We start from the raw sequence: 20,793 nt of genomic DNA on the forward strand, positions 1-20,793 counted from the left end.
TATATAGTATATCAATTGAAAACCTTTACGAGCAAAAGAAATTCTTGTCCTTTTTTCTATATCTCCTTCATAGATTAGAAGCAGGAGGGATAAACATGGGCGGTTTTTTCTTTATGCTATTTATTATTGGTTTAACAGGCATAGCACTCGGTTCTTTAGCATCGGTTAAGGTTTGGTATCCTCTTCCCATATTTTTGTTTATAATCGCTGGCGTTTGTTTTGGATCATTTTGGTTTGGGGTGTTAATTGGAGCAGCATTTTTTAGCTGGCTGCCGATATTTTTAACGAAAATATTGTTGTTTTTCTTATCTTTACTGTTAGTTATTTTCTTTTTTAAACAGTTCCATCCTTCGTACGGATATTTTCCGATGAAAGGTTTTATTCATTGGGTATTACTTTCTGTTTTCTTTTTTATACTAGGGATCGAATTTGCAGCTATTGGTCTATCAGCATGGCTTCTTCTTTTTTTCTTCCCATTCTTTTTATTCGCAATCGTCATTGGATTATGGATAATTTATAAATTAAAGATTTTGTTTAAGTTTTCGTCTGTCGTGATTTATTTTCCGTTATTGATATTTGTTTTTTTAGGGGTTTTTAAATTATTATTAATATAAGTTTACACCGAAACACCAATAACATAGAAAAGTTAAAGGAGACATCAATGACATTTTTTGAAGTTCAGCAGTTACTAAAGAAATTTGGGACGATTATTTATACGGGCGATCGTTCTGGAGATTTGCTGTTAATGGAGGATGAATTAAAAGATTTATATGAACATCGAATGATTGATGATGAAGAATATAAAAAAGCTAGACTCGCCATTATGAAGGAAACGAGAGCCACTAAACAATAATATTTTATTGAAATAGCGATGTTGAATTGCGATGAACATGGTACAATATGAAAGTAGAGAAAGATTGATGTTAAAAGGATGATACATATGAATAAGAAATTCTATGTGGGGGTTGATGTAGGTGGAACAACTATAAAAACCGCCTTCATTGACGAAAGAGGAGAAATTCATTATAAATGGGAAATTCCTACAGACCGCACTGGTAAAGGAAAAAACATTGTTAAGCAAATTTCCGCATCAATAAATGAAAAAAGTAACGAGCAAGAAATAGCCGATCAGTTAATAGCGATCGGTGTTGGCGCACCGGGTTTTATTGATGTGGTAAACGGAAAAATAATTGAAGCTGTAAATATCGGGTGGAAAGACTACCCTTTAAAACAGGCTCTTGAAGATGCGGCACAGCTTCCCGTGTTTGTTGATAATGATGCCAACTTAGCAGCTGGTGGAGAAATGTGGAAAGGTGCTGGTGAAGGAGCAGAAAATCTCCTTGCCGTAACACTCGGTACTGGCGTAGGTGGCGGTGTTATTGCAGGAGGGGAAATTATCCATGGTGAAAGTGGAATGGCTGGGGAAATTGGTCATATTAGTTCTGTAACAGTTGGTGGTGCCCCATGTAACTGTGGAAAAACAGGCTGTCTTGAAACAGTCGCTTCAGCAACTGGAATTACTCGATTAGGGTTAGAAGCATTGCAAGCAAATCCGTCCGGAAGGTTACAAGAAGTGTTTGAAGAGACAGGGACGTTAACTGCGAAGGATATTTTTGATGCTGCAAAAAGTCATGATAAACTGGCTGAACAAGTTGTAAATACATCAATGAGCTATTTAGGTTTTACATTAGCTAATTTAGCAAATGCGTTAAATCCTAAAACGATCGTGATCGGTGGCGGTGTATCGAAGGCAGGGAGCTTTCTCATTGAACAGCTAGAAACTGAGTTTAAAAAATACGCGATCCCGAAGATTGGACAAGATACGATTATTCGGATTGCGACATTAGGCAATGATGCAGGCGTAATTGGAGCTGCTTGGTTAGCAAAGGAAAATACACCTTAATCAATAAATAGTTCGATCGTGATCGTGTACATGGACAATAAATGACGACAGTAAGATAAGACCAACGTTTTCTTCTTAACTCGAAGGGAACTTGGTTTTTCTATTAAATAGAAAAAACTTGTGTTTTGTTTTGTATGAGAGTTTGATTAACAAGCGGTAGATTGCACGGTAGGCATGCGCCTTGCGTTTTTCTTATTATCAGAATTGATAATCGTATAGCTGCAACTAAGGCTTTCACGAAAGCATAAGAGTTTCTAGGCAAGCACAATTAGCTTGCTGAGAACCATTTTAACGACAAGCCAAGTTTTGTTTATCAAACGATTGTTAAAGTGAAACTGCAAAGTCTTATTAAGGGTGAGGAATGATTGAAATACATTTTTATTTTATTACTTGTGGTGTTCTTCATAACTGGGTGTAATCAGCCAGAGCTTACAGCTTCTGATTATTCTAGTAATACGAAGCAAATAAGTTTATCTGAAAAACCGTCGGCGGAGTTAGCTTTTTCGATCCATCCAATTCAAGTGAATGAATATAATTTTCTTGAAGTGAGTGGATGGTATGATGAAGAGCATCTCCTATATTTATCTGACGAAAGTGGAGTTTCTAAAATATATAAACATCATATTTATAGTGGAAGCAGTGAATTGTTTTATGAGTATGAAGATCCTATTGCCAAAATTGAAGCTAGTAAAGATCAAGAGTTTTTTGCTATTCATACTGTACCAATTACAAACAGTTCAGACTTGCAATTTGTTGACCGAGAAGGGAATCTTGTGTATGCATGGGAGAATACAGGGATTTCTTTTGATGTATACTGGAATCCATATTCAGAAGATACGGTTATTATCGGAGAGATGGATGAAGACTTTCATTCTTCTTTACACGTTGTTAACTTACGAGATGGATCACTACATACAGATACTGATGCCCCATACTATGTGCAATGGTTAAATGAAGAAGAGTTGAGTTATTTAGCATGGGAAGACCATACTGTTGGTTTTGAAGCACCCATTAAACAATGGGTACTCCATGGAGATAATGATGATAACCCGGTCGTGCAAAGAAATGTTATTACGTATTTCAGTTTATATGATCATAAGTACGTAACGGTTAAAATGGATGAAGATAATCCTCATTCTTCCATTTATCAAGTTTATGAATACGACAATCAAAAGCCACTTTTTTCTTGGGATGTCGATACGTTAATGACTTACTCAAGTGAATGGTGGATTCCTTATTTCACTTACTCAGAAGACTATTTTTATTATTTTCATCCGAAAGAGCATGGCGATGTTTATGAATATAATGAAGGATTTGATTTACATGCCATCCAATTAAACGATGGTAAACAAGAAACGATTATGGATAATGTTAAAAACCAAGAACCAATGGTCGTCTCACCAGATGGATTTTGGCTGCTTAAGGGACAGCAGCTAGAAAAAGTTATTTCTACTAGATCTGGGAAGGAATGGGATTTACTAATATTTTAATAAACGGACATGAGATATAACAACTATTAATGAAAAGTATCAATATTTTCATTAGTGTTGAATAGGTTGGGGTTGTCCTCAAAAGGGACAGCCTCTTTTTTCTTCGTACAAGCGCAACGAGTAATGTTGTACTTTTTGCTCAAAGATCCAATGCGGGGTATACTAGCTATGAGCGGGATAGGCTATTTCTGACTATATGTTTTGTAGGTGAGCGAGATGAATCATCAAAATGCCATCATTGACGTGAATAATGTGTCATCTGAACGAGTGAAAGGTGTAAACTTCACGTTAATGGAAGGAGACATCATTACACTTATAGGTCCCTCAGGAGCAGGGAAAAGCAGTTTACTTATGCTGTTAAATCGATTAGTTGACCCACTTGAAGGGGAGATTTTTTCTGAAGGGAAAAACATAAATGGTTATTCGATTCCAGAACTTCGTAAAAAAATCGGGATGGTATTTCAATCGTCCTCTCTTTTTGAAGGAACAGTAGAAGATAACCTTAAATATGGCCCAAAATTGTTTGATGAATGGGAGGATAGTCGCGGAAAAGAATTGTTAGAGATTGTTGAACTTCCAGAACATTTTTTAACAAAGCCAGTTGATGAACTCTCTGGAGGAGAAAAACAGCGAGTTGCATTTGCTAGAACACTTGCGAATAAACCAGATGTATTATTGTTAGACGAAGTAACAAGTGCATTAGATTTAAAAACAGTCGAAGTTATAGAAGAATTTTTATTAAAAATTGTACCAAAAAAAGTCAAAGCGATCCTCATGGTCACTCATGATATTAATCAAGCAAAACGATTAGGAAACAGAACGTTTTACATGAATGAAGGAATGATCGTTGAACAAGGTGATACGAGTAAATTATTCGATCAACCAAAAAGTGAAGATTTACAGTCGTTTTTAAAGAGGTGATGAACTGTTGGCACCTGAAATTTCAAATATGTCGATGTTTTTGTTAATTTTCTTTATCTTAATCCCAGTTTCATTATCATATTTGTACGCATTAGGGTTGAGTGGTTCGATTATGTGGTCATCGTTTCGCGGAGTCGTTCAACTGTTTATCATTGGGTATGTTCTTACATATTTATTTTCTTTACCGCCGCTAATAGGGATATCCTTCATGCTTACCGTGATGATTATAGTAGCTACTTTTCATGCTAGTAAAAAAGGAACAGGTGTTCCTTTTGTTAAGCTTGTCATTTTTCTCGTTATTTTAAGTGTTGAGCTTCTCGTTTTGGCGATGTGGATCGGGTTTGATATGATTAATTTTCAGCCAGATCAAGTTATTCCGATGAGCGGGATGGTCATTGGAAACAGTATGGTCGCAATCGGCTTAGCATTGGAGAGAATGAAAAGCGAATTTAAGGAAGGAAAAGGGAGAATTGTTGCAGCTTTAGCTTTAGGTGCCGAACCAAAACAAGCTTCTAAAATACTCGTTCGAAAAATTGTAAAAGCAGCGATGATTCCTAATGTAGATGGACTTAAAACGATTGGACTTGTGCAATTACCAGGTATGATGACTGGTCTTATTTTAGGGGGAGTAGCTCCTATTGAAGCGATTCGCTACCAAATAGTTATTTCATTAAGTATATTTGCGTCCGTATCGTTAAGTGCCATGTTTGTTACGCTTATTTTTTATCGTTTTTTCTTTAATGATAAGATGCAGCTTGTCGGTGTAAAAGATGAATAATCATGTTTTATCTTTAGTCAAAAATTTGTTACACCTCAGCTTGACTTGAACATAAAGGAGATTGATCAAATGAAAGGGAATGCTATTGTCATCATCATTCCAACTATCGTGATGATAGGGTTATTTATATTTGGTTATTTTATTATTCAGCAAACAGAAACCGTCTCAAATCATGATTTAGACGAGAATATTCAAATTGATATGACAGCAGTTGCAAATGAGAACGAAATAGAAGCTGATTTAAATTGGAGGTGGAACGACCTTCCGAGTGACGGGTTAAAAGGCGAAGGAATTATTGAGCTTGCAGTAGTTGACGAGCAATTGGAACCAATTGATACTTCCTGGGAGCAGGCAGAGCTTCAATTGTTACAAGGAAGTGAAGTGATAGATGAAGAAACGAATTTTGTACATACAGAACACGGAATAGCCTTTATTTTTACGAATGAAAGGATAGATCAGGAAATGTACGGTCCTCAAGGTCAAGTTCGGGCACTTTTTGACAGCTCGAATGAAATGGATCAATTAGAAGTTCGCTATTACCATCATTGGGGTGACGAACCGTTTAAGCTTGAAGAAAATGATGATGTTTCAGCCAAAATCGAAGAGGAGCAGTCTCCGGATGTATGGACGATAAGGCGTTCGGTTCATATTGAGTAAAAGCAAGGGGGGGGGATGGCTTGGTCAAAGGATTATCGTTTCAAAAAGGGATTTTGTTTATTGGAAAAAAGTATGTATCGTGTACTTATGAAGAAAATGGGCTATTAAAATCTTGGTTAAAACCGCTAAGCTTGTCTACATATCTTTTAATTGGGAAACTTGTTTTCTTCTCAATGCCGTTATGGTATTACATATTTTGTTCTATTTGGATCATTGCAATTGTTTTCCATGAATTCGGCTTGGCAGGGGCAGTCGGTCTTCCCCATTTTACGATTATTTATTTTTTCTTCGGCACACATTTTTGGTTTCCGAATGAGCTAAAGAAATACCATGGTGCTGAACATAAAGTTTTCAGTTATAGAGGGATCATTTCGACTAGAAATAAACAAGAAATTAAAGAAGCAAAGATCACAAATAGATTTTGTTCAACGAATAGTGTGCTATTATTTTTCTTACTAGTACCGATGATCACAGCCGTAATCATCGGTTTCCAAAGGATAAATTTCGTAGTAGCACTTGAGTATGCAACATATATATCTGTTCTACTTTGGCCGTTAGCAACTTATTGGTTAAATCGAATGAAATTGACGAATGTAAAAAAAGTACTTTTATCAATGTCTTATTGGCTTCAAAAGCATATAACAACAACAGATCCTGAAGACAAGCATATTCGAACAGCCATTCGATCATATCGCAGACTAGCGTTAAAAGAATTTTCTTATAGAGTGAGACATAGAAAGGAGGAGCGGAAAATGGCTATTGCAGATATTACAGTCATTCCTTTAGGGGCAAATACAACGAGTGTTTCTCCAGTTGTTGCTGAAATCCATCGCTTACTAAAAGAAACGGATAAAAATATTTATGTACAATTAACTCCTATGAGCACGTTAATCGAAGGTGACATTGAAGACTTGTTACATATGGTGAGGGAGATCCATGAAGTACCATTTAAATTAGGTTATAAAAGGGTAGCTACAAATATCCGGATAGATGATAGAAGGGATAAGCCATCCTCAATGAAAGGGAAAGTAGAAGCAGTAAACCAACAGATTGAATTAGCGAAGAAAAATGAATAATAAATAAAGAAGCAACGAAAAAAAGAGGGGTCACCAGAAGCACTTGGGACACCCTCTTTTTTAAATGTTTGATTGGTATTAGGCTACTGTACCGCCACCGCCAGTGAAAATGATTGAATATAGTGTCATGACTGCAAACCATCCGAAAACTGCAACCGTTACTGCAGCAAAACCAACAGCAAAGAAATTTTTACGTTTTAGCTCTTTAACTAATCCAATCGCAGAAAGAATGGCAATTAGAAGAGTAATAATTCCTAATTCCATTTTGTCAACCTCCTTCGACTATGTAGTACTTTTCATGATTGCCCAAATCGTTATGTATGAATTTGACTACATGTTTGAACATTCATGTAATAGTTAGGTCATTTCTGTAAAGCTCACACTTAGTATATCAATAAAATACATTTTATATTTTACTTCTTTTTCTTTTGTTTGTCGAGGGAAACTAATGATAAATGATATGAATTTGAATGGTAAAATCCAATGATTATACACAATCAAGCTGAATGCAATGTTCAGCGACGAAAAATGTTCACATTTATTTCACACTTTGTTTTTTCGCTGTTGGTCGTAGTAAAATAAAAGAAAGGAGGAGATAAATGATGGAATGGAAACAGATTCCTTTAGGTCCATTACAGACGAATAGTTATGTGATTTATAACGAACAAAAGAACGCATTAATCGTAGATCCAGGTGGTGATGGCAAGTCATTTGTTGAATGGTTGAAAAATGAAGAGCTTAAGCCTCAAGCAATTATGTTAACTCATGCCCATTTTGATCATATTGGCGGCGTTGAGGATGTTAGAGAAGCATATAAAATCCCAGTGTTTTTACATAAAAATGAGGAAGAATGGCTAACAGATCCTCAATTAAATGGATCTGGATTATTTCCTGGTATTGAACCAATCAGAGCAGCTAAAGCTGATCAAATCATTGCAAAGGAAGGCCCTTTTGAAATCGGTGACTTTCATTGCCAAGTTTACGAGACACCTGGTCATTCTCCAGGGAGTATTTCTTTTTATTTTCCAGAACAAGCTGTTATATTCTCTGGAGATGTTCTTTTTAGAGGAGGCGTAGGCCGCACAGATTTACCAGGTGGAGATGAAGGGACATTAATGGATACGATTCATCATAAAATGTTATCACTTCCTGATGATACGTCAGTCGCGAATGGTCATGGGCCTGTGACGACAATCGGTGCAGAAAAAGAGACGAATCCATTTATTAACGGCTTTGGTTGGTAGTGAAAAAATTAAATAAAAAAATGACCTCCTATTGCAAAATAGAAGGTCGTTTGGGGAGTTAATCAAGTATCAATGAACTTTGAGGGGGGAGGGGGAACTCCCGAGATCATTGTTTTACTGACATTTTCATTATAATTCGACATAAACACTATGTCAACAGTGTTAAATCAATTTCAGGGAGAGTGAAATATGGAGAAGTTTGTCGGAAAACTTCGTGAAAAAGCAGATTGTCCTTGGAGTTATGCAACTTTTATGAATTGTGCATTATATGATGAAGATATAGGTTATTACATGAGTAATGAAGATAAACTAGGAAAGCAAGGGGATTTTTATACGAGTAATCATGTACATCCTGTTTTTGGGGAAACGTTCGGACGATTTTTCGCAGATATCTTTCATAAAGAAGCGATTTTACCAATGGTCATTGAATGGGGGGCTGGGGATGGGCGCTTTGCGTTTAGCATCCTTCGTTACTTTTACGAATATGAGCCATTCATTTATGATCAAATGAACTATATTATTATTGAAGCAAGTTCTTTTCATCGAAGTATATTAGAGGAAAAGTTAAAAGATTACACGAGTAAAGTCCATTTATTTGAAAGTTTCGAGGACGTTAAAAGGGAATTTCCAAATGGAGAAGGAATTTTGTTTTCAAATGAGTTCATTGATGCTTTTCCTATTCACGTCGTCCAAAAAAAAGATGGAACTCTTTTTGAGTGTATGGTTCAGAATAATGATAATGGAAGTCTAGAAGAAATAGCTGTTAAATGCAGCAATGTCTCCCTTGATGAGTGGCTTAGTCATTATGGACCAACAGACTTACCTGACGGGCACCGGATCGAAATTTGTTTGAATATGAAAAGGTGGTTAATCGATATAAGTAGATGGATTCGTAAAGGGGCACTCATCACTGTCGATTATGGATATACGAATGAAGAATGGACTGAGCCTGAACACCGTGAAGGCTCATTAAGAGGTTACTATCACCACGAGATGGTGGCTGACCCACTAAAACATATTGGAAAGATGGATCTCACCTTTCATGTTCAATGGGATGCTTTTAATATGATTGCAGAAGAGCTTGGCTGGCTTAAACTGTATCATGATACTCAAGATCGATTTTTAAAGCATGCAGGTATATTTCGATTTCTCTCTCATAATACCAGCATGAACCTCACCCCATTTTCGGAAGATTATAAACGTAACCGAGCGATTCAGTCGTTTGTTCATCCTGGGGGAATTAGCTCATCATTCCAAGTGAACATTCAGACAAAACAATTACATCAAACAAAGCAGTATCTTCTGTTTACGGAAGATCCTTATAAAATATAATATTGCGCAAATGCCTTTGCTTCGACAATAATGTTAGATCGAGGCGAGTGGACAAGTGTTGCCAACGTTTTAATCGTAATATATATTATTAATAAAAAACGAATAATAAAAAAGAGCGCTAGTTATAACTAAGCGCTCTTTTTATGCTTCTAGTGGCCACCGATTTCCGGAACCATAATGAATGTCGAATAGTATGTAAATCCGACGAAGAACAAAGTTAAATATGCGGCGAAAATGTAAATATATGTTCGTTCAGACAGTTTTAAATAGCTAAGAGCAATAAAAGCTCCCGTTTGTCCAAAGAACAAGATCGCCATTTCATGCATGTCTCCAACCATAAATAAAACAGCCATCATTCCAGTCCAGAAGCCTAGTACACGGAACATGCGATCCACGACGCTTCCCTCCTTTTATGTACCTACACATAAAAATGATCATGTGCGAAAACAGTTCACTTTATTATAAAACGAATAAAGTCCTTTGTAAATATAATCGAGAATAAACTCACGCTTTTGGTAAGAGAACTGTTTTGTATGTGCACGTAAAATCATCTATGTGTAGTAAATTTGATTGTTGTTTAAGTGTAACATCCCCAAAAAAATACTTAAACATTCCATGAATTTGTGCATAATGCATTTTGCAAATCGCATGATTTGTTTTAGCGATTTCTTTAAATGTACAGTTATAAATACGAAATACAACTTCATTTTTTTCCTTATCATAGTTGATTTCCGGATTTAAACCTTGGTTTAACGTGATTCTCTCAATTAAATGAATCTTTTCTTGAGCAGTGAGGTTATGAATGTTTTGTTCGAGAGAACGAACAAAATCTTCTGTCAACATATAACCAAATTTCTCTCCAGTTTTAATAAGAACTTGTTCACCTTCTTTACCGAGAGAAGCTAAAGATTGAATCGCGATTTCAGATAAGAGCTTATAATCTCGATAGGGAAACTGCAGACTGACAACTTCATCTGATAACTGATAATACCGACTCGGGCGACCGCCATTTCCGGTTTTCTTCGTAACAGAAAATAGCAGCTTAACATCTTCCAGCTTTGTTAAATGGAGCCTTGCTACGTTTGGATGAATGTTAAACACGTCTGCAATTTCCTGAACAGTTACCTCTCTGTGCTGTTTCGTTACGTATTGATAGATGGAAAATCGCGTCGGGTCTGATAATACACCTGTAATCTTTAATGTCTGCTGTTCCATGAACGGCTCACTCCTAAGGGGTATGTACTGTCTCCATTATATTACAGTATTCAAACGTTTAGTTTGTATTTTAAAAAGATTTCACAAGATGTTCACATACATTTTTCTCATAAAGGTAAGAAACATATAATTTAACTTCTTGATCGTTGTCTAGCTCCAATGAGCGTTTTCACTACGATAGGTATCATTTTTGCCTGCTTGACGGATACACTTCAGAGTTATTTTCGAATAGGCTGTGAAAGGCACCATCTGTACGAGGTCGCTTCACCCCGTCACTTGAAGTCTAAGTTCGGACTTCTTTATGTCGGTAGCCCCAAAGAGCATTTACATCACGAGCTTCCACACGGATGTGGTGACTTCGGCGTCCCCGCAGGACGCGGGGGGGGGGGAGCCGAAGGTCTGATCTAGCGATTTGCCTCGACGGACAGGACGTCCTAATGCAGGGCATGCCTCAGGACGTGGCGTATTTCCCGGTTGACAGAGCGATGCTAGAAGAGGAAGAGGCAGCGCTTTTCTTATTAGGCTCTTTTCCATAGATTATTGTTTTATTGATAATTCGAACAAGTGAAAGCGTCCGCCTATAGCGATTTCGAATTTATGAAAAGGTATATTCTCGAAAAACTAATGACACGGACCAATTTAAATAAGGTCCCTTAAGGGACTCGTGGTAAAGCGCCCTTATTGGGCGAATTTAAAAACGCCGGTTTTATGGGCGGATAGTTATTAAAAGAAATGTTTAATAAAAAATAAAAGGAGGAAAAGAGATACTAATATGGAACTATGTCTAATATGGAACTATGTATAGAAAATTGTAGGAGGGATGTCAAATGAGTAAAATGGATACGAAAGACTTTGTCATTGGTGCGATTGTTGGGGGGATCGTTGGAGCATCAACAGCGATGCTGATGGCACCAAAGTCAGGCAAAGAATTGCGATCAGACATTAATGAAAAAGCTTCCACTGCAAAGGACAAAACCGTTGAAATAACGAACGTAGCAAAAGAAAAAGGGACCGAATATTCTCAGCTTGTAAAGGAAAAGTCTGACGAGTGGTCAAAGGTGGCTAAAGATCAATGGGACCGTTTTACAGATAAAAGCCAAGGTGTGGCACAGAAGGCTTCAGATATGGGAGATAACTTAGCTCAAGACGTTAAAGACGTGATCGATACAGAAAAGCAAGAAGGGAAAAAACTTGCTAAACAAGTCGTTCAAGAAATTGAAGAAACGCGGGAACGATTAAAGGACGATGTTGAGGAGCTTAAAAGTAAATAACCTCATAACAAAAAGGACAACCAATAATGGCTGTCCTTTTTAGCTTGATTCGACAGAAGTTGATTGGACTTGGAATATGACTCGAATAGTCGTCCACTTGTCCAGTCCTGTTTTGAACACGATACATCATTATATATCGTCACATACAGCAGAATACAATATCATTTAAATGGCTGGGATGGCAGGATTTGAACCTGCGCGTCACGAAGTCAAAGTCCGTTGCCTTACCACTTGGCTACATCCCATTGGCTAACTATCCTTTAAGGTGTCTCGAAAAGAAAAAAATATACGATATTCTTGAAAAAAAAAGAAGGATTTTTGAAGGTTATGTCGAAAGTATTTGTTGCAGTAAAATAAATTATAAAGCAGGTGATATATGAATGCAGATTGAGCAAATGGCAAAAGAAATGATGTCGTCAGCAGTTTCTTTTCAAGCTTCTGATATTCATCTCGTTCCTCTAGAAAAAATAGCGATTACCCGTTACCGAATTGACGGAAGTTTAATGGACATTCAACGAATTCCTATCCCCATTGCTGTAAAAATCATCAGTCATCTTAAATTTATATCTGGTATGGATGTTGGTGAACGAAGAAGAGCACAAAATCGATCAATGGAAGTTTCGCTTCAAGGAAAAAAATACTCAGCGAGATTGTCTACATTTCCATCATCATTTCATGAAACCCTCGTGATCCGATTATTCCCTCAAGATGCGACAAAAAACTTACAGCAGTTATCTATTTTCCCTAAACAAGCACAACAATTAATGAAAATATTAGAAGAACCAAGCGGTTTATTACTTATTTGCGGTCCTACTGGTTCTGGGAAAACGACAACACTTTATTCATTGCTTCATATGAGTGTTGAGAACATGAATCGGAACATCATAACGTTAGAAGACCCTGTAGAACAACGGCATGAAAAATTGCTTCAAATGGAAATTAATGAACGTGCAGGTATAACGTATGCTCACGGTTTAAAAAGTTTATTAAGACACGATCCAGATGTCATTATGATTGGTGAAATACGTGATAAAGAAACAGCAAAAATGGCTGTAAGAGCTGCTTTGACTGGTCACTTTGTACTTTCTACATTACATAGTGACAATCCATTTAATGCATTAAAAAGAATGTTTGAGTTAGGTGTTTCCAGATTGGACTTAATCGACACGTTAAAAGGAATATCTTCCCAACGATTAGTAGACTTGGCATGTCCTTTCTGTGATAAGCACTGTTATCCGCTCTGCCGTAAACATCGTAAAAAAAGAAGAGGGGCTGTATTTGAACAGTTATTTCATTCTGAATTAATTCATGCAATACAATCTTATCCACATTTTCAATCCCCTGCTCCTACTCACTCTGTTCGTCAAGTAATTTCCAAAGGCATAGCTCTCGGTTTTATAGATGAAAATGAATATGTACGCCTTGGCAAAGGTGGTTATCAATGAGGAAGGTTTTTCGTAACGATTCCGAAAGAAGTATATGGCTCCAGGACCTCGTTTCTCTATTAGAGGAAGGTTTCAGTTTAAGTGAGTCTTTATCGTTAATGAAAGAGCTGCATACTTACAAAAAAGCAAAATTCTGCGCTGACTTGTATAAAGGGTTAATAGAAGGAAGCGAATTATCCACACAGTTAAAATCAGGTGGATTTACGAATGAAATTGTTAGCTATTTATATTTTTCCGAAAAGTACGGAAACTTGATAGAGGGCTTATCCAATGTAAAGGAAATTCTTAGAAAAAGGAATGAAACAGTAAGGAAAACAGCTAAAATGATCAGTTACCCAGTTTTTTTAAGCTTCATTATTATCATCATGGCTATTGTGATGGCAGAAGGAGTTTTTCCTCATTTTGAACAGTATTTTACGACGATCGACCATCAGTTACCATACTTAACGAAGCTTGTAATCGCTTTGCTTTCTGCATTTAATCCTATGACAATCGCCTTGACCATAATTGGCTTGTTATTAACTGTGTTATTGCTTAAACGGAAACCTTATCATGACAGACTGTACTTTGTTTTGAAAATTCCATTTCTCCGAACGTTTATACGTTCGCTTGTCACTTATTATGTTGCAGCACAGCTAGCGCCAATGCTAAAGCATGGACTTTCTTTACAGAGATCTTTACAAATAATGAGTGAAGAATCGTCTAATCTTTTTTTTCAAAGGGAGGCGACATCTATATCGTATTATCTCCTTGAAGGAGAAACGTTGTCAGAAGTATTGAGAAGCCGAGGTTATTACGAACCGCATTTCGCTTCGATCGTTGCTCTTGGTGAAAGGAAAGGAAGATTGGGACAAGAATTAGAGCGTTACTCTAGCTACTTATTCCAAAATTTATATGAAGATATTCAGCGTAAAGTTGCGATTGCACAACCAATGATCCTTAGTGCGGTAGGATTAATTATTTTAATCATTTTTTTATCAATGATGCTGCCAATATTTCATATGATTGATGCAATGTAAATGACAAAAAAGGAGTTACTGAAATGAATAAATCGATAATGAAATACGCTAAGAGAATGACTTTATTACCTCGTGTACTGATAAATAAGTCAATGAATCAACGTGGCTTTACACTCATTGAAATGATAATTGTTCTGCTTATTATTTCTATTTTACTTTTAATAATCGTCCCAAATATGACAAGAAACCAGAGTGTCGCAAATGACATGGGATGCGAAGCAACAATTGAATTACTACAAACTCAAGTTGCCGTATATCAACTTGAACACCAGCATCAGTTGCCTAGTTCAATTGACGACTTAGCAGAGTATGTGTCTCGTTCAGATATGACGTGTCCAGACGGGAAAGAATTGACCATTGATGAAGACGGCACGATTACTTTAGTACAGTAATTGAATATCTAGATGATGGTTAAATATTTGAACTCAAAAGGATACTCTATGTTCGAAATGCTCCTTGTCCTCTTGATCCTCTCCGTCCTCGCTAGCTTAATTATTCCGAACTTAATGAGTGTCAATCAATCACTTGAAGCTAATCATTTTTTTAAGCAACTTGAGACAGATTTGTATGAAGCACAAATGAGAGCGATGACAAATGGTTACCCGATTAGAGTTATTTTTTCTCAATCAAATAAGCAGTACACAGTACGAAGAGGTGTTGTCACAATTAAGGTAAGAAAAATACCAGATAATATGAATGTGAGAGGTGGCACACTTCGCTTAGATGATGTCCAGTATCGAACAGATGGTACATTGTCACGAACTGGGACGATTCATTTTACTCATCGTGATGATACGTATGAACTTCGGTTCCATTTTATTAGGGGGAGGTTTACGATTGCGAAACGATAATGCATTTACTTTAATAGAAGTGGTGGTTGGCTTATTTATCATTAGTATCGTTATTTCTGTAACCTTCCCATTCATTACTTTCATACAAAATGAACGGATTTCCATTAAGCAAGAAAGAATCGCAGAAGCTATTTTAGATGAGGTGTATTATGAAACGGTTGTAAATAGACAGGTGGATACCGAACAAGTCATCCGTGTAAATCATTTTGCTTATTACCTTACTTTTCATAATGAAAATGAACCACTCTCCATCTGTCTACAATGGGAAGGGAGGAATAACCGTCCATACGAACGATGTTTATATGTATAAACAAAGAAGTGAAAATGGTATGACCTTATTAGAAACGATCGTGATGTTTGCACTATTTCTTACCATTATCTCTTTACTGCCAAATATGTTTTATTTTTTTATAGTTGCAGATGAGCGAAAAATAAAGGAGGAAGAGTTTCAATTGTTTGTCCTTCAGCTTCAATCAGAATTTCGTCGAAGCGAACAATATCATGTTAATGATTCACAAACTATGCTGTACCTCTATCGTTCAAGAGAAGGGTCGGATGTTGATCTTATTGAATATGAAAAGTATGCTCATATCGTCAGGAGAAGAGTCAATGGATCAGGACATGAATTATTTCTCAATCAAGTTCATGACTTTTATGTTGAAGAATCTGAAATTGGAATATTGATTAAAGTTGAAAGCTTAAATGGTATAAAGTATGAAGCTTATTTAACTCATCCCAAAACATTACTTAATGCCAAAAACAGGAGTAACCTTAATGAAGGAGAATGAAAAAGGATTTGTTCTTTTTTTATCGCTTTTATTAATGTTCTTACTAACAGGAACATTGCTTCACCTTTTAACGATATACGAGAATGAAAAATCATTTATATATCTTGAAAAAGAGAGAAATACAGTGGATAATTTATTGTTAACAACAACTATTCACATTACTGAACTGATGAACGAAGAGAATAAGGAACATTTCGTATCTGGTGAAATGCTTTACGATGGAGGAGTTGTGACATACACACTCTTACCTGAAGATACTCTATATTTTATTTCTCTGGAAGCTCAGACTCACAATGGCACGACGAGAGTGGTCGATATTTCTTACGATTATGAACATAATGAAATCTTAGATTGGAGAGAACGTCCGAGATGACTGACAAGGAAAAAAACATTTATCTTATCGGCTTTATGGGGGTTGGGAAAACGACAATTGGTAAGCAGCTCGCCGAAAAGTTAAATAAAATATTTATTGACTTAGATGAGTATATTGAATCGAAAGAACAACGTTCGATAAAAGAAATATTCAGTAATAATGGCGAAGTTTTCTTTCGACAGCTTGAATCAGATGGTTTACAGAAGTTAAAAAATGAATCAGCTATTATCGCTACCGGTGGAGGGATTGTTGAAAACGAACAGAATGTGAATGTCATGAAACAAACTGGGGTTGTCATTTTTCTAAATGCACCATTTCATGTACTTTTGGATCGAATTAAGCATGACCAATCACGCCCACTTACGAAGGGTGGTGAAAATGGACTGTATAAGAGATATTATGATAGGCTTCCGCATTATCATTTAGCTCATGTTCATTTTGATACAAGTGAACAGACACCTGATCAAGTATGTCATCAGATTATTCATCACCTAATGTATAGAGAAGCAGAGAAGTGAACAAACTAGGGGTGAATAGGGAAGAAGTGAGTGTGATGTTAAATGAAAACGAATGATTATGTGAAGTTTATGACACAACAATTTGTAACGTATGTTGACCAGCCAAAAGAAGAAAGAATCGCTAGGAAACAGCAAAAGAAAGAAATGAAATTGCCAAAGTCATACAAATGGTTTGGGTTAGTTCCATTTTCCCTTTCATTAACAGCTAAAAAGCTAAAGAAATATAAAAAATAATATTTAAGGAGAGGCTGTCCCAAAGTGAGATATGCTCCCTTTTAACATTTATTTTAATTTACTTGCTCGAATCGCTTATGGCGGACGCTTTCCACGGGTAACGCTTCAGCCTCCTCAAGCTCGTACCTCTCTTTGCGGGGTCTTCAGACTGTTGCTTTCCCGCAGGAGTCGCCGCACAACTCTCTTCGAGCTTTTTTAACTAAATTGAAAAATAAAAAAATCGCTCCACTTGGTATAATTAAAGTACCACCAATAACCAACCAAAGGAGCGATTTTCTTATGAAACATGATCATATTTCCTTTATTGATTATAACATGGACCAATTATACTTACCAATGGATCATGAATATAAAATCCCACAAAATCATATCTGCCGTATCGTTAATGACGCCATTGAACAACTAGACCCTGCTCTTTTGTATAAAGTTTATGAAGGAGGAGGCTGACCTCCTTATCATCCCAAATTAATGCTTAACGTTATTATCTATGCGTATACTCAAAAAATATATTCATCCCGACAAATCGCAAAACAACTAAAGGAAAACAGTTATTTCATGTGGCTGGCTCGTCATCAAAAGCCAGACTTCCGCACCATTAATCGATTTCGTTCTGAGCGTATGAAGGAAGTCATTTATGAAACATTTTTCTCTATCGTTGATCTCCATCGGGATCACGGTTTTGTTAAATTAGAGGACTACTTCTTAGATGGCACCAAGGTTGAAGCTAATGCAAATAAATACACATTTGTTTGGAATAAATGGAAGAAATGGGAGAAATCAACTGAACGTTATGAAAAGTTACTTGATGAGAAATACATAGGTATCATGAATGAGATTGAACAGGTGACGAAAGAGGACGAAGCGAGTGAAAAAGAACAAGACCCTGAAGAGAAATTGAACGAGCGACCAGTGACTTCAAAACAGATCAAGAAGTCCGTTGAACAACTCGAAGAAAGACTTGAGAAAGAACCTGAAAACCGCAAGATTAAAAAAGCAAAGTACACCTTAGAAAAAGACCCCAACAGACCTAAAAATCATAGAATAGGAAGGCCGTTGGGGCTTTTTAAGTTTACAAAAATACTCTTTTGGAGAAAGAAAAGAGGACGACATTCAGATCATTATACTTAATCAGTGCTCTTTTGAGACAGCCTCTTCTTTCATTTATACTTGAAATTTCAAGAAAATGGGTGGTTGGCGAAATAAAATAATCCACCATTGATCGTTTGGATGGTGATCCTTGGTTCGTATTGTAACTTTAATGCTTCTTTTTCCATCTCATATGTTGGCGGTTTCCCATCGTAATCTTTATAAAACTTCTCAAGCAATATTTCATCTGCTCTCCATCGCTTCGAAGCTTCGACTGCCCAAGTATAATCTTCATTATTAACACTGTTCATAATTTGTTTTTTTATTCTTTCTACACCAGACAAAGGTTTTATAATAGGATGAATCGTATAGCAATAATTTGGGATCGCTTCTTGGAAATGTTTGTTTTCTACATAGGAGTGGAAATGGGTAATCATTTCTCCTGTTAATAAATTTAAGCCTATTGAATGTAACTTCTCCTTAGTTCGGTCACATTGATATGACACAACTGTATTCATGACGAGCCATGGCTTTAATCCTACTGAAGGCTTGCTTACATTTACCGATTCATACAGTAAGACATGACTTCCTTGGTCAATAGCTGTTTCAAAAATTTGATGCAGCCTTGGTGATCCGAAATGGACGGATTCTCCTTTTAAATCATCAGGTGCTGAGTTTTGGTCTGTAATTAGTGTCAGCTTCATTGGATTTGGGATTCCACCCATTTTCTCTAAGTAATGCCAATAAAATGGTCGATTCATTAGTGCTTTATCCATATCAACCGAAAGTTGAACATGTAAATGACTTGAAGATTCTTCAATAACAGGGCTGTCATTTTCTTCGAAGAACTGTTTTACATAGGAATGAATTTGTTTAGAATCCATAATTATGAACCTCCTGATTCAGCTGTAATAATCGAGGTGAGATTATCCATTTTGATTCTCATCTCACCTTGTGTTTCCGATTGGAGCAAAATATTTTTTACGTGATCCTCAATCGGCTCGTCCGAAAACTTTTCGAGTATTTCATCGAGTTTTCCAATGATCCCTTCAAATAAACCAATTTTTTTATAAAGCAACTGTAATATATGGTCTTCTACAGTGTTTTTTATAGCAAAATTATAAATTTTTACATCACTTTCCTGCCCTAAACGGTGGATACGGCCAATACGCTGTTCGATTCTCATCGGATTCCACGGTAAATCATAATTAATCATATGATGGCAAAATTGAAGGTTGATCCCTTCACCACCTGCTTCAGTTGCAATCAATACTTGTGCATGGTCACGGAAAAGCTGTTTCATCCAATCCTTTTTACTGCGTTTAAATCCACCGCGAAACGGTACTGCTTTTATTCCATGCTGCCCGAGAAACCATTGCAAATATAACTGAGTTGCCCGGTATTCTGTGAAAATAATGACTTTGTCATTCCATTCTTGAATGAGTGACAAAGCTTTTTCTGCTTTTGAATTCACTTGGATTTCATTAATTAGGTTGTGTAACCGCTCAATCTCAGCTTTGACATTCGAATTACCGCCGTATTGTTCTAAAAGACCGTTAAGGGTCATATAAACAGCTTCTCTGCTTGAACACGCTTCACGCTGTAAAGTAAGTGTTGTAAAGCCAAGTCCTAAAAGTGACTCATCATTTTTCCATCGGAGTTTCCATTCACTAATTGCGTCATACAATGCACGCTCTTGCTCAGAAAAATCTATTTGGACTGTTTGCACTTGTCGCTTTGGCCAAGGCATATCTGAGTCAGAGCGGCGGTTTCTTATCATAACTTTTTGTATTAATTGATTTAACTCTTCTTGATTTTCTCCATCCTGGTATAGCTTCGTAAATGAATCTTCATCACCAAGGTGACCTGGCTTTAATATAGAAATCAAGTGAAAGACTTCGCTTAAGCGATTTTGAATCGGAGTGGCGGTGAGTAACAAGCAAAATTTCTTTTTTAATTCTCTTACAAACTGATAGTTTTTCGTTTCTTTATTTTTTAATTTATGTGCCTCGTCAATAATGAGAAAATCAAAATCAATTTCCTTTAATACGGAAGCATGTGGTTCTCTTTTCGCTGTATCAAGAGAAGTGACCATCACATCAACATGTTCCCATGCTGGTTTTTTTCGCTGTTCGATTGCTGGAATATTAAATTTTTCATTCAGCTCCCGACACCATTGAGTGACAAGTGAAGCAGGAGCTAAAATTAATACTTTTTTAGCAAGACGTCTAATCATATATTCTTTTAATATTAAGCCTGCTTCTATTGTTTTTCCTAACCCGACTTCATCAGCTAAGATTGCTTTACCATTCATTTCTTCTATTACGCGTTGAGCTGTTTCATATTGATGGGGGAAAATCGTTAAATTTGGCAGATGTTTTGGTGCTATCAAGCCTTGAAAGTCATCTATCATCTGATGTTTTCTAGCATTATAAGCCATCACGTATTTAGACCAGCTACTAAAGTCGGAGTGGTTATCTAAACAGTCTTTAAATGAATTAACCCAATCTTCGTTAAACTCGATCATTGGTTTCATAGAAATCTCTCCTAAAAATTAATGTTTACAACGTCTGTATTTTTTAAAAAGAAAAA

Annotated in this window: 26 protein-coding genes, 1 tRNA gene and 1 pseudogene; 22 read left to right on the top strand and 6 right to left on the bottom strand. The window is 36.4% G+C overall.

Features of this window, described 5'->3' with window-relative positions; all coding sequences use genetic code 11:
- Window positions 1-95: 95 nt before the first annotated feature.
- The 8 genes from CD001_RS14680 (at window position 96) to CD001_RS14715 (ending at window position 6,825) form a co-directional block, all read left to right on the top strand.
- Window positions 96-614: a hypothetical protein gene (locus CD001_RS14680; RefSeq protein ID WP_096188423.1), complete on the top strand. Its 519-nt coding sequence runs from the start codon at window positions 96-98 to the stop codon at window positions 612-614.
- Between the two features lie 47 nt (window positions 615-661).
- Complete coding sequence (locus tag CD001_RS14685; RefSeq protein WP_096188424.1) at window positions 662-853, top strand: YqgQ family protein; 192 nt, start codon at window positions 662-664, stop codon at window positions 851-853.
- Between the two features lie 87 nt (window positions 854-940).
- Window positions 941-1,903, top strand: a complete 963-nt coding sequence (locus tag CD001_RS14690; RefSeq protein WP_096188425.1) for an ROK family glucokinase — start codon at window positions 941-943, stop codon at window positions 1,901-1,903.
- Window positions 1,904-2,268: 365 nt separating this feature from the next.
- The gene (locus tag CD001_RS14695) at window positions 2,269-3,393 is read left to right on the top strand and encodes a YqgU-like beta propeller domain-containing protein (protein WP_096188426.1); all 1,125 of its coding nucleotides are present in this window, start codon (window positions 2,269-2,271) and stop codon (window positions 3,391-3,393) included.
- A 216-nt stretch (window positions 3,394-3,609) separates the two neighbouring features.
- Window positions 3,610-4,314 (top strand): ABC transporter ATP-binding protein, encoded by a 705-nt coding sequence (locus CD001_RS14700; protein ID WP_096188427.1) that lies wholly within the window; start codon window positions 3,610-3,612, stop codon window positions 4,312-4,314.
- 7 nt (window positions 4,315-4,321) lie between these two features.
- Window positions 4,322-5,092: an ABC transporter permease gene (locus CD001_RS14705; RefSeq protein ID WP_096188428.1), complete on the top strand. Its 771-nt coding sequence runs from the start codon at window positions 4,322-4,324 to the stop codon at window positions 5,090-5,092.
- Window positions 5,093-5,161: 69 nt separating this feature from the next.
- Window positions 5,162-5,749, top strand: coding sequence for a hypothetical protein (locus CD001_RS14710; RefSeq protein WP_096188429.1), 588 nt, complete (start codon window positions 5,162-5,164; stop codon window positions 5,747-5,749).
- 20 nt (window positions 5,750-5,769) lie between these two features.
- On the top strand, window positions 5,770-6,825 hold the full coding sequence (locus CD001_RS14715; protein ID WP_096188430.1) for an MTH1187 family thiamine-binding protein: 1,056 nt from the start codon (window positions 5,770-5,772) through the stop codon (window positions 6,823-6,825).
- A gap of 78 nt (window positions 6,826-6,903) precedes the next feature.
- Here CD001_RS14715 and CD001_RS14720 read toward each other — a convergent pair whose 3' ends face one another.
- A complete protein-coding gene (locus tag CD001_RS14720) occupies window positions 6,904-7,089 on the bottom strand; it encodes a DUF2759 domain-containing protein (RefSeq protein WP_096188431.1) in 186 nt (61 codons plus the stop codon).
- Between the two features lie 335 nt (window positions 7,090-7,424).
- Between CD001_RS14720 and CD001_RS14725 the strand changes: the two genes are divergently transcribed.
- Both CD001_RS14725 and CD001_RS14730 read left to right on the top strand, forming a co-directional pair.
- Window positions 7,425-8,069 (top strand): MBL fold metallo-hydrolase, encoded by a 645-nt coding sequence (locus CD001_RS14725; protein WP_306454073.1) that lies wholly within the window; start codon window positions 7,425-7,427, stop codon window positions 8,067-8,069.
- 189 nt (window positions 8,070-8,258) lie between these two features.
- Window positions 8,259-9,401 (top strand): class I SAM-dependent methyltransferase, encoded by a 1,143-nt coding sequence (locus tag CD001_RS14730; RefSeq protein WP_096188432.1) that lies wholly within the window; start codon window positions 8,259-8,261, stop codon window positions 9,399-9,401.
- 149 nt (window positions 9,402-9,550) lie between these two features.
- Here the strand turns inward: CD001_RS14730 and CD001_RS14735 are convergent, their stop codons facing one another.
- Window positions 9,551-9,796 (bottom strand): DUF2626 domain-containing protein, encoded by a 246-nt coding sequence (locus CD001_RS14735; protein WP_096188433.1) that lies wholly within the window; start codon window positions 9,794-9,796, stop codon window positions 9,551-9,553.
- Between the two features lie 109 nt (window positions 9,797-9,905).
- On the bottom strand, window positions 9,906-10,616 hold the full coding sequence (locus CD001_RS14740) for a helix-turn-helix transcriptional regulator (protein ID WP_096188434.1): 711 nt from the start codon (window positions 10,614-10,616) through the stop codon (window positions 9,906-9,908).
- Window positions 10,617-11,443: 827 nt separating this feature from the next.
- On the opposite strand from CD001_RS14740, the gene CD001_RS14745 reads away from it, so the two are divergent.
- Entirely contained in the window at window positions 11,444-11,887 is a 444-nt protein-coding gene (locus CD001_RS14745; RefSeq protein WP_096188435.1) for a YtxH domain-containing protein, read from the top strand.
- Window positions 11,888-12,057: 170 nt separating this feature from the next.
- On the opposite strand, the gene CD001_RS14750 is transcribed toward CD001_RS14745, so the two are convergent.
- Window positions 12,058-12,132 (bottom strand) — tRNA-Gln (locus tag CD001_RS14750).
- A gap of 135 nt (window positions 12,133-12,267) precedes the next feature.
- Between CD001_RS14750 and comGA the strand changes: the two genes are divergently transcribed.
- From comGA to CD001_RS14800, 11 genes and pseudogenes are all read left to right on the top strand, one after another.
- Window positions 12,268-13,332, top strand: a complete 1,065-nt coding sequence (gene comGA / locus CD001_RS14755) for a competence type IV pilus ATPase ComGA (RefSeq protein ID WP_096188436.1) — start codon at window positions 12,268-12,270, stop codon at window positions 13,330-13,332.
- A complete protein-coding gene (comGB, locus tag CD001_RS14760; protein WP_096188437.1) occupies window positions 13,329-14,351 on the top strand; it encodes a competence type IV pilus assembly protein ComGB in 1,023 nt (340 codons plus the stop codon). The genes comGA and comGB overlap by 4 nt, the downstream gene beginning before the upstream one ends.
- Before the next feature lie 23 nt (window positions 14,352-14,374).
- Window positions 14,375-14,743, top strand: coding sequence for a competence type IV pilus major pilin ComGC (comGC, locus tag CD001_RS14765; RefSeq protein WP_257009821.1), 369 nt, complete (start codon window positions 14,375-14,377; stop codon window positions 14,741-14,743).
- Between the two features lie 15 nt (window positions 14,744-14,758).
- Window positions 14,759-15,202 (top strand): competence type IV pilus minor pilin ComGD, encoded by a 444-nt coding sequence (gene comGD, locus CD001_RS14770; RefSeq protein ID WP_257009985.1) that lies wholly within the window; start codon window positions 14,759-14,761, stop codon window positions 15,200-15,202.
- Window positions 15,189-15,512 carry a type II secretion system protein gene (locus CD001_RS14775; RefSeq protein ID WP_179298758.1) on the top strand — a complete coding sequence of 108 codons (324 nt, stop codon included), beginning with the start codon at window positions 15,189-15,191 and terminating at the stop codon, window positions 15,510-15,512. Before comGD ends, CD001_RS14775 begins: the two co-directional genes overlap by 14 nt.
- A complete protein-coding gene (comGF, locus tag CD001_RS14780) occupies window positions 15,505-15,990 on the top strand; it encodes a competence type IV pilus minor pilin ComGF (RefSeq protein WP_179298759.1) in 486 nt (161 codons plus the stop codon). Before CD001_RS14775 ends, comGF begins: the two co-directional genes overlap by 8 nt.
- Complete coding sequence (gene comGG / locus CD001_RS14785; protein WP_179298760.1) at window positions 15,977-16,363, top strand: competence type IV pilus minor pilin ComGG; 387 nt, start codon at window positions 15,977-15,979, stop codon at window positions 16,361-16,363. Before comGF ends, comGG begins: the two co-directional genes overlap by 14 nt.
- Complete coding sequence (locus CD001_RS14790) at window positions 16,360-16,881, top strand: shikimate kinase (RefSeq protein ID WP_096188442.1); 522 nt, start codon at window positions 16,360-16,362, stop codon at window positions 16,879-16,881. The genes comGG and CD001_RS14790 overlap by 4 nt, the downstream gene beginning before the upstream one ends.
- A gap of 42 nt (window positions 16,882-16,923) precedes the next feature.
- The gene (locus tag CD001_RS14795; protein WP_096188443.1) at window positions 16,924-17,115 is read left to right on the top strand and encodes a YqzE family protein; all 192 of its coding nucleotides are present in this window, start codon (window positions 16,924-16,926) and stop codon (window positions 17,113-17,115) included.
- A gap of 279 nt (window positions 17,116-17,394) precedes the next feature.
- A complete protein-coding gene (locus CD001_RS26460) occupies window positions 17,395-17,562 on the top strand; it encodes a hypothetical protein (RefSeq protein ID WP_179298761.1) in 168 nt (55 codons plus the stop codon).
- Window positions 17,563-17,574: 12 nt separating this feature from the next.
- Window positions 17,575-18,243 (top strand): annotated as a pseudogene (locus CD001_RS14800) (transposase); the annotation flags it as partial.
- A gap of 47 nt (window positions 18,244-18,290) precedes the next feature.
- Here CD001_RS14800 and CD001_RS14805 read toward each other — a convergent pair.
- Both CD001_RS14805 and CD001_RS14810 read right to left on the bottom strand, forming a co-directional pair.
- On the bottom strand, window positions 18,291-19,085 hold the full coding sequence (locus CD001_RS14805) for a YqhG family protein (protein WP_096188445.1): 795 nt from the start codon (window positions 19,083-19,085) through the stop codon (window positions 18,291-18,293).
- Window positions 19,086-19,087: 2 nt separating this feature from the next.
- A complete protein-coding gene (locus CD001_RS14810; protein WP_096188446.1) occupies window positions 19,088-20,737 on the bottom strand; it encodes a DEAD/DEAH box helicase in 1,650 nt (549 codons plus the stop codon).
- Window positions 20,738-20,793: the final 56 nt, after the last annotated feature.

This window comes from Evansella halocellulosilytica (assembly GCF_002335745.1).
Classification (GTDB): Bacteria; Bacillota; Bacilli; order Bacillales; family Salisediminibacteriaceae; genus Bacillus_CA; species Bacillus_CA halocellulosilytica.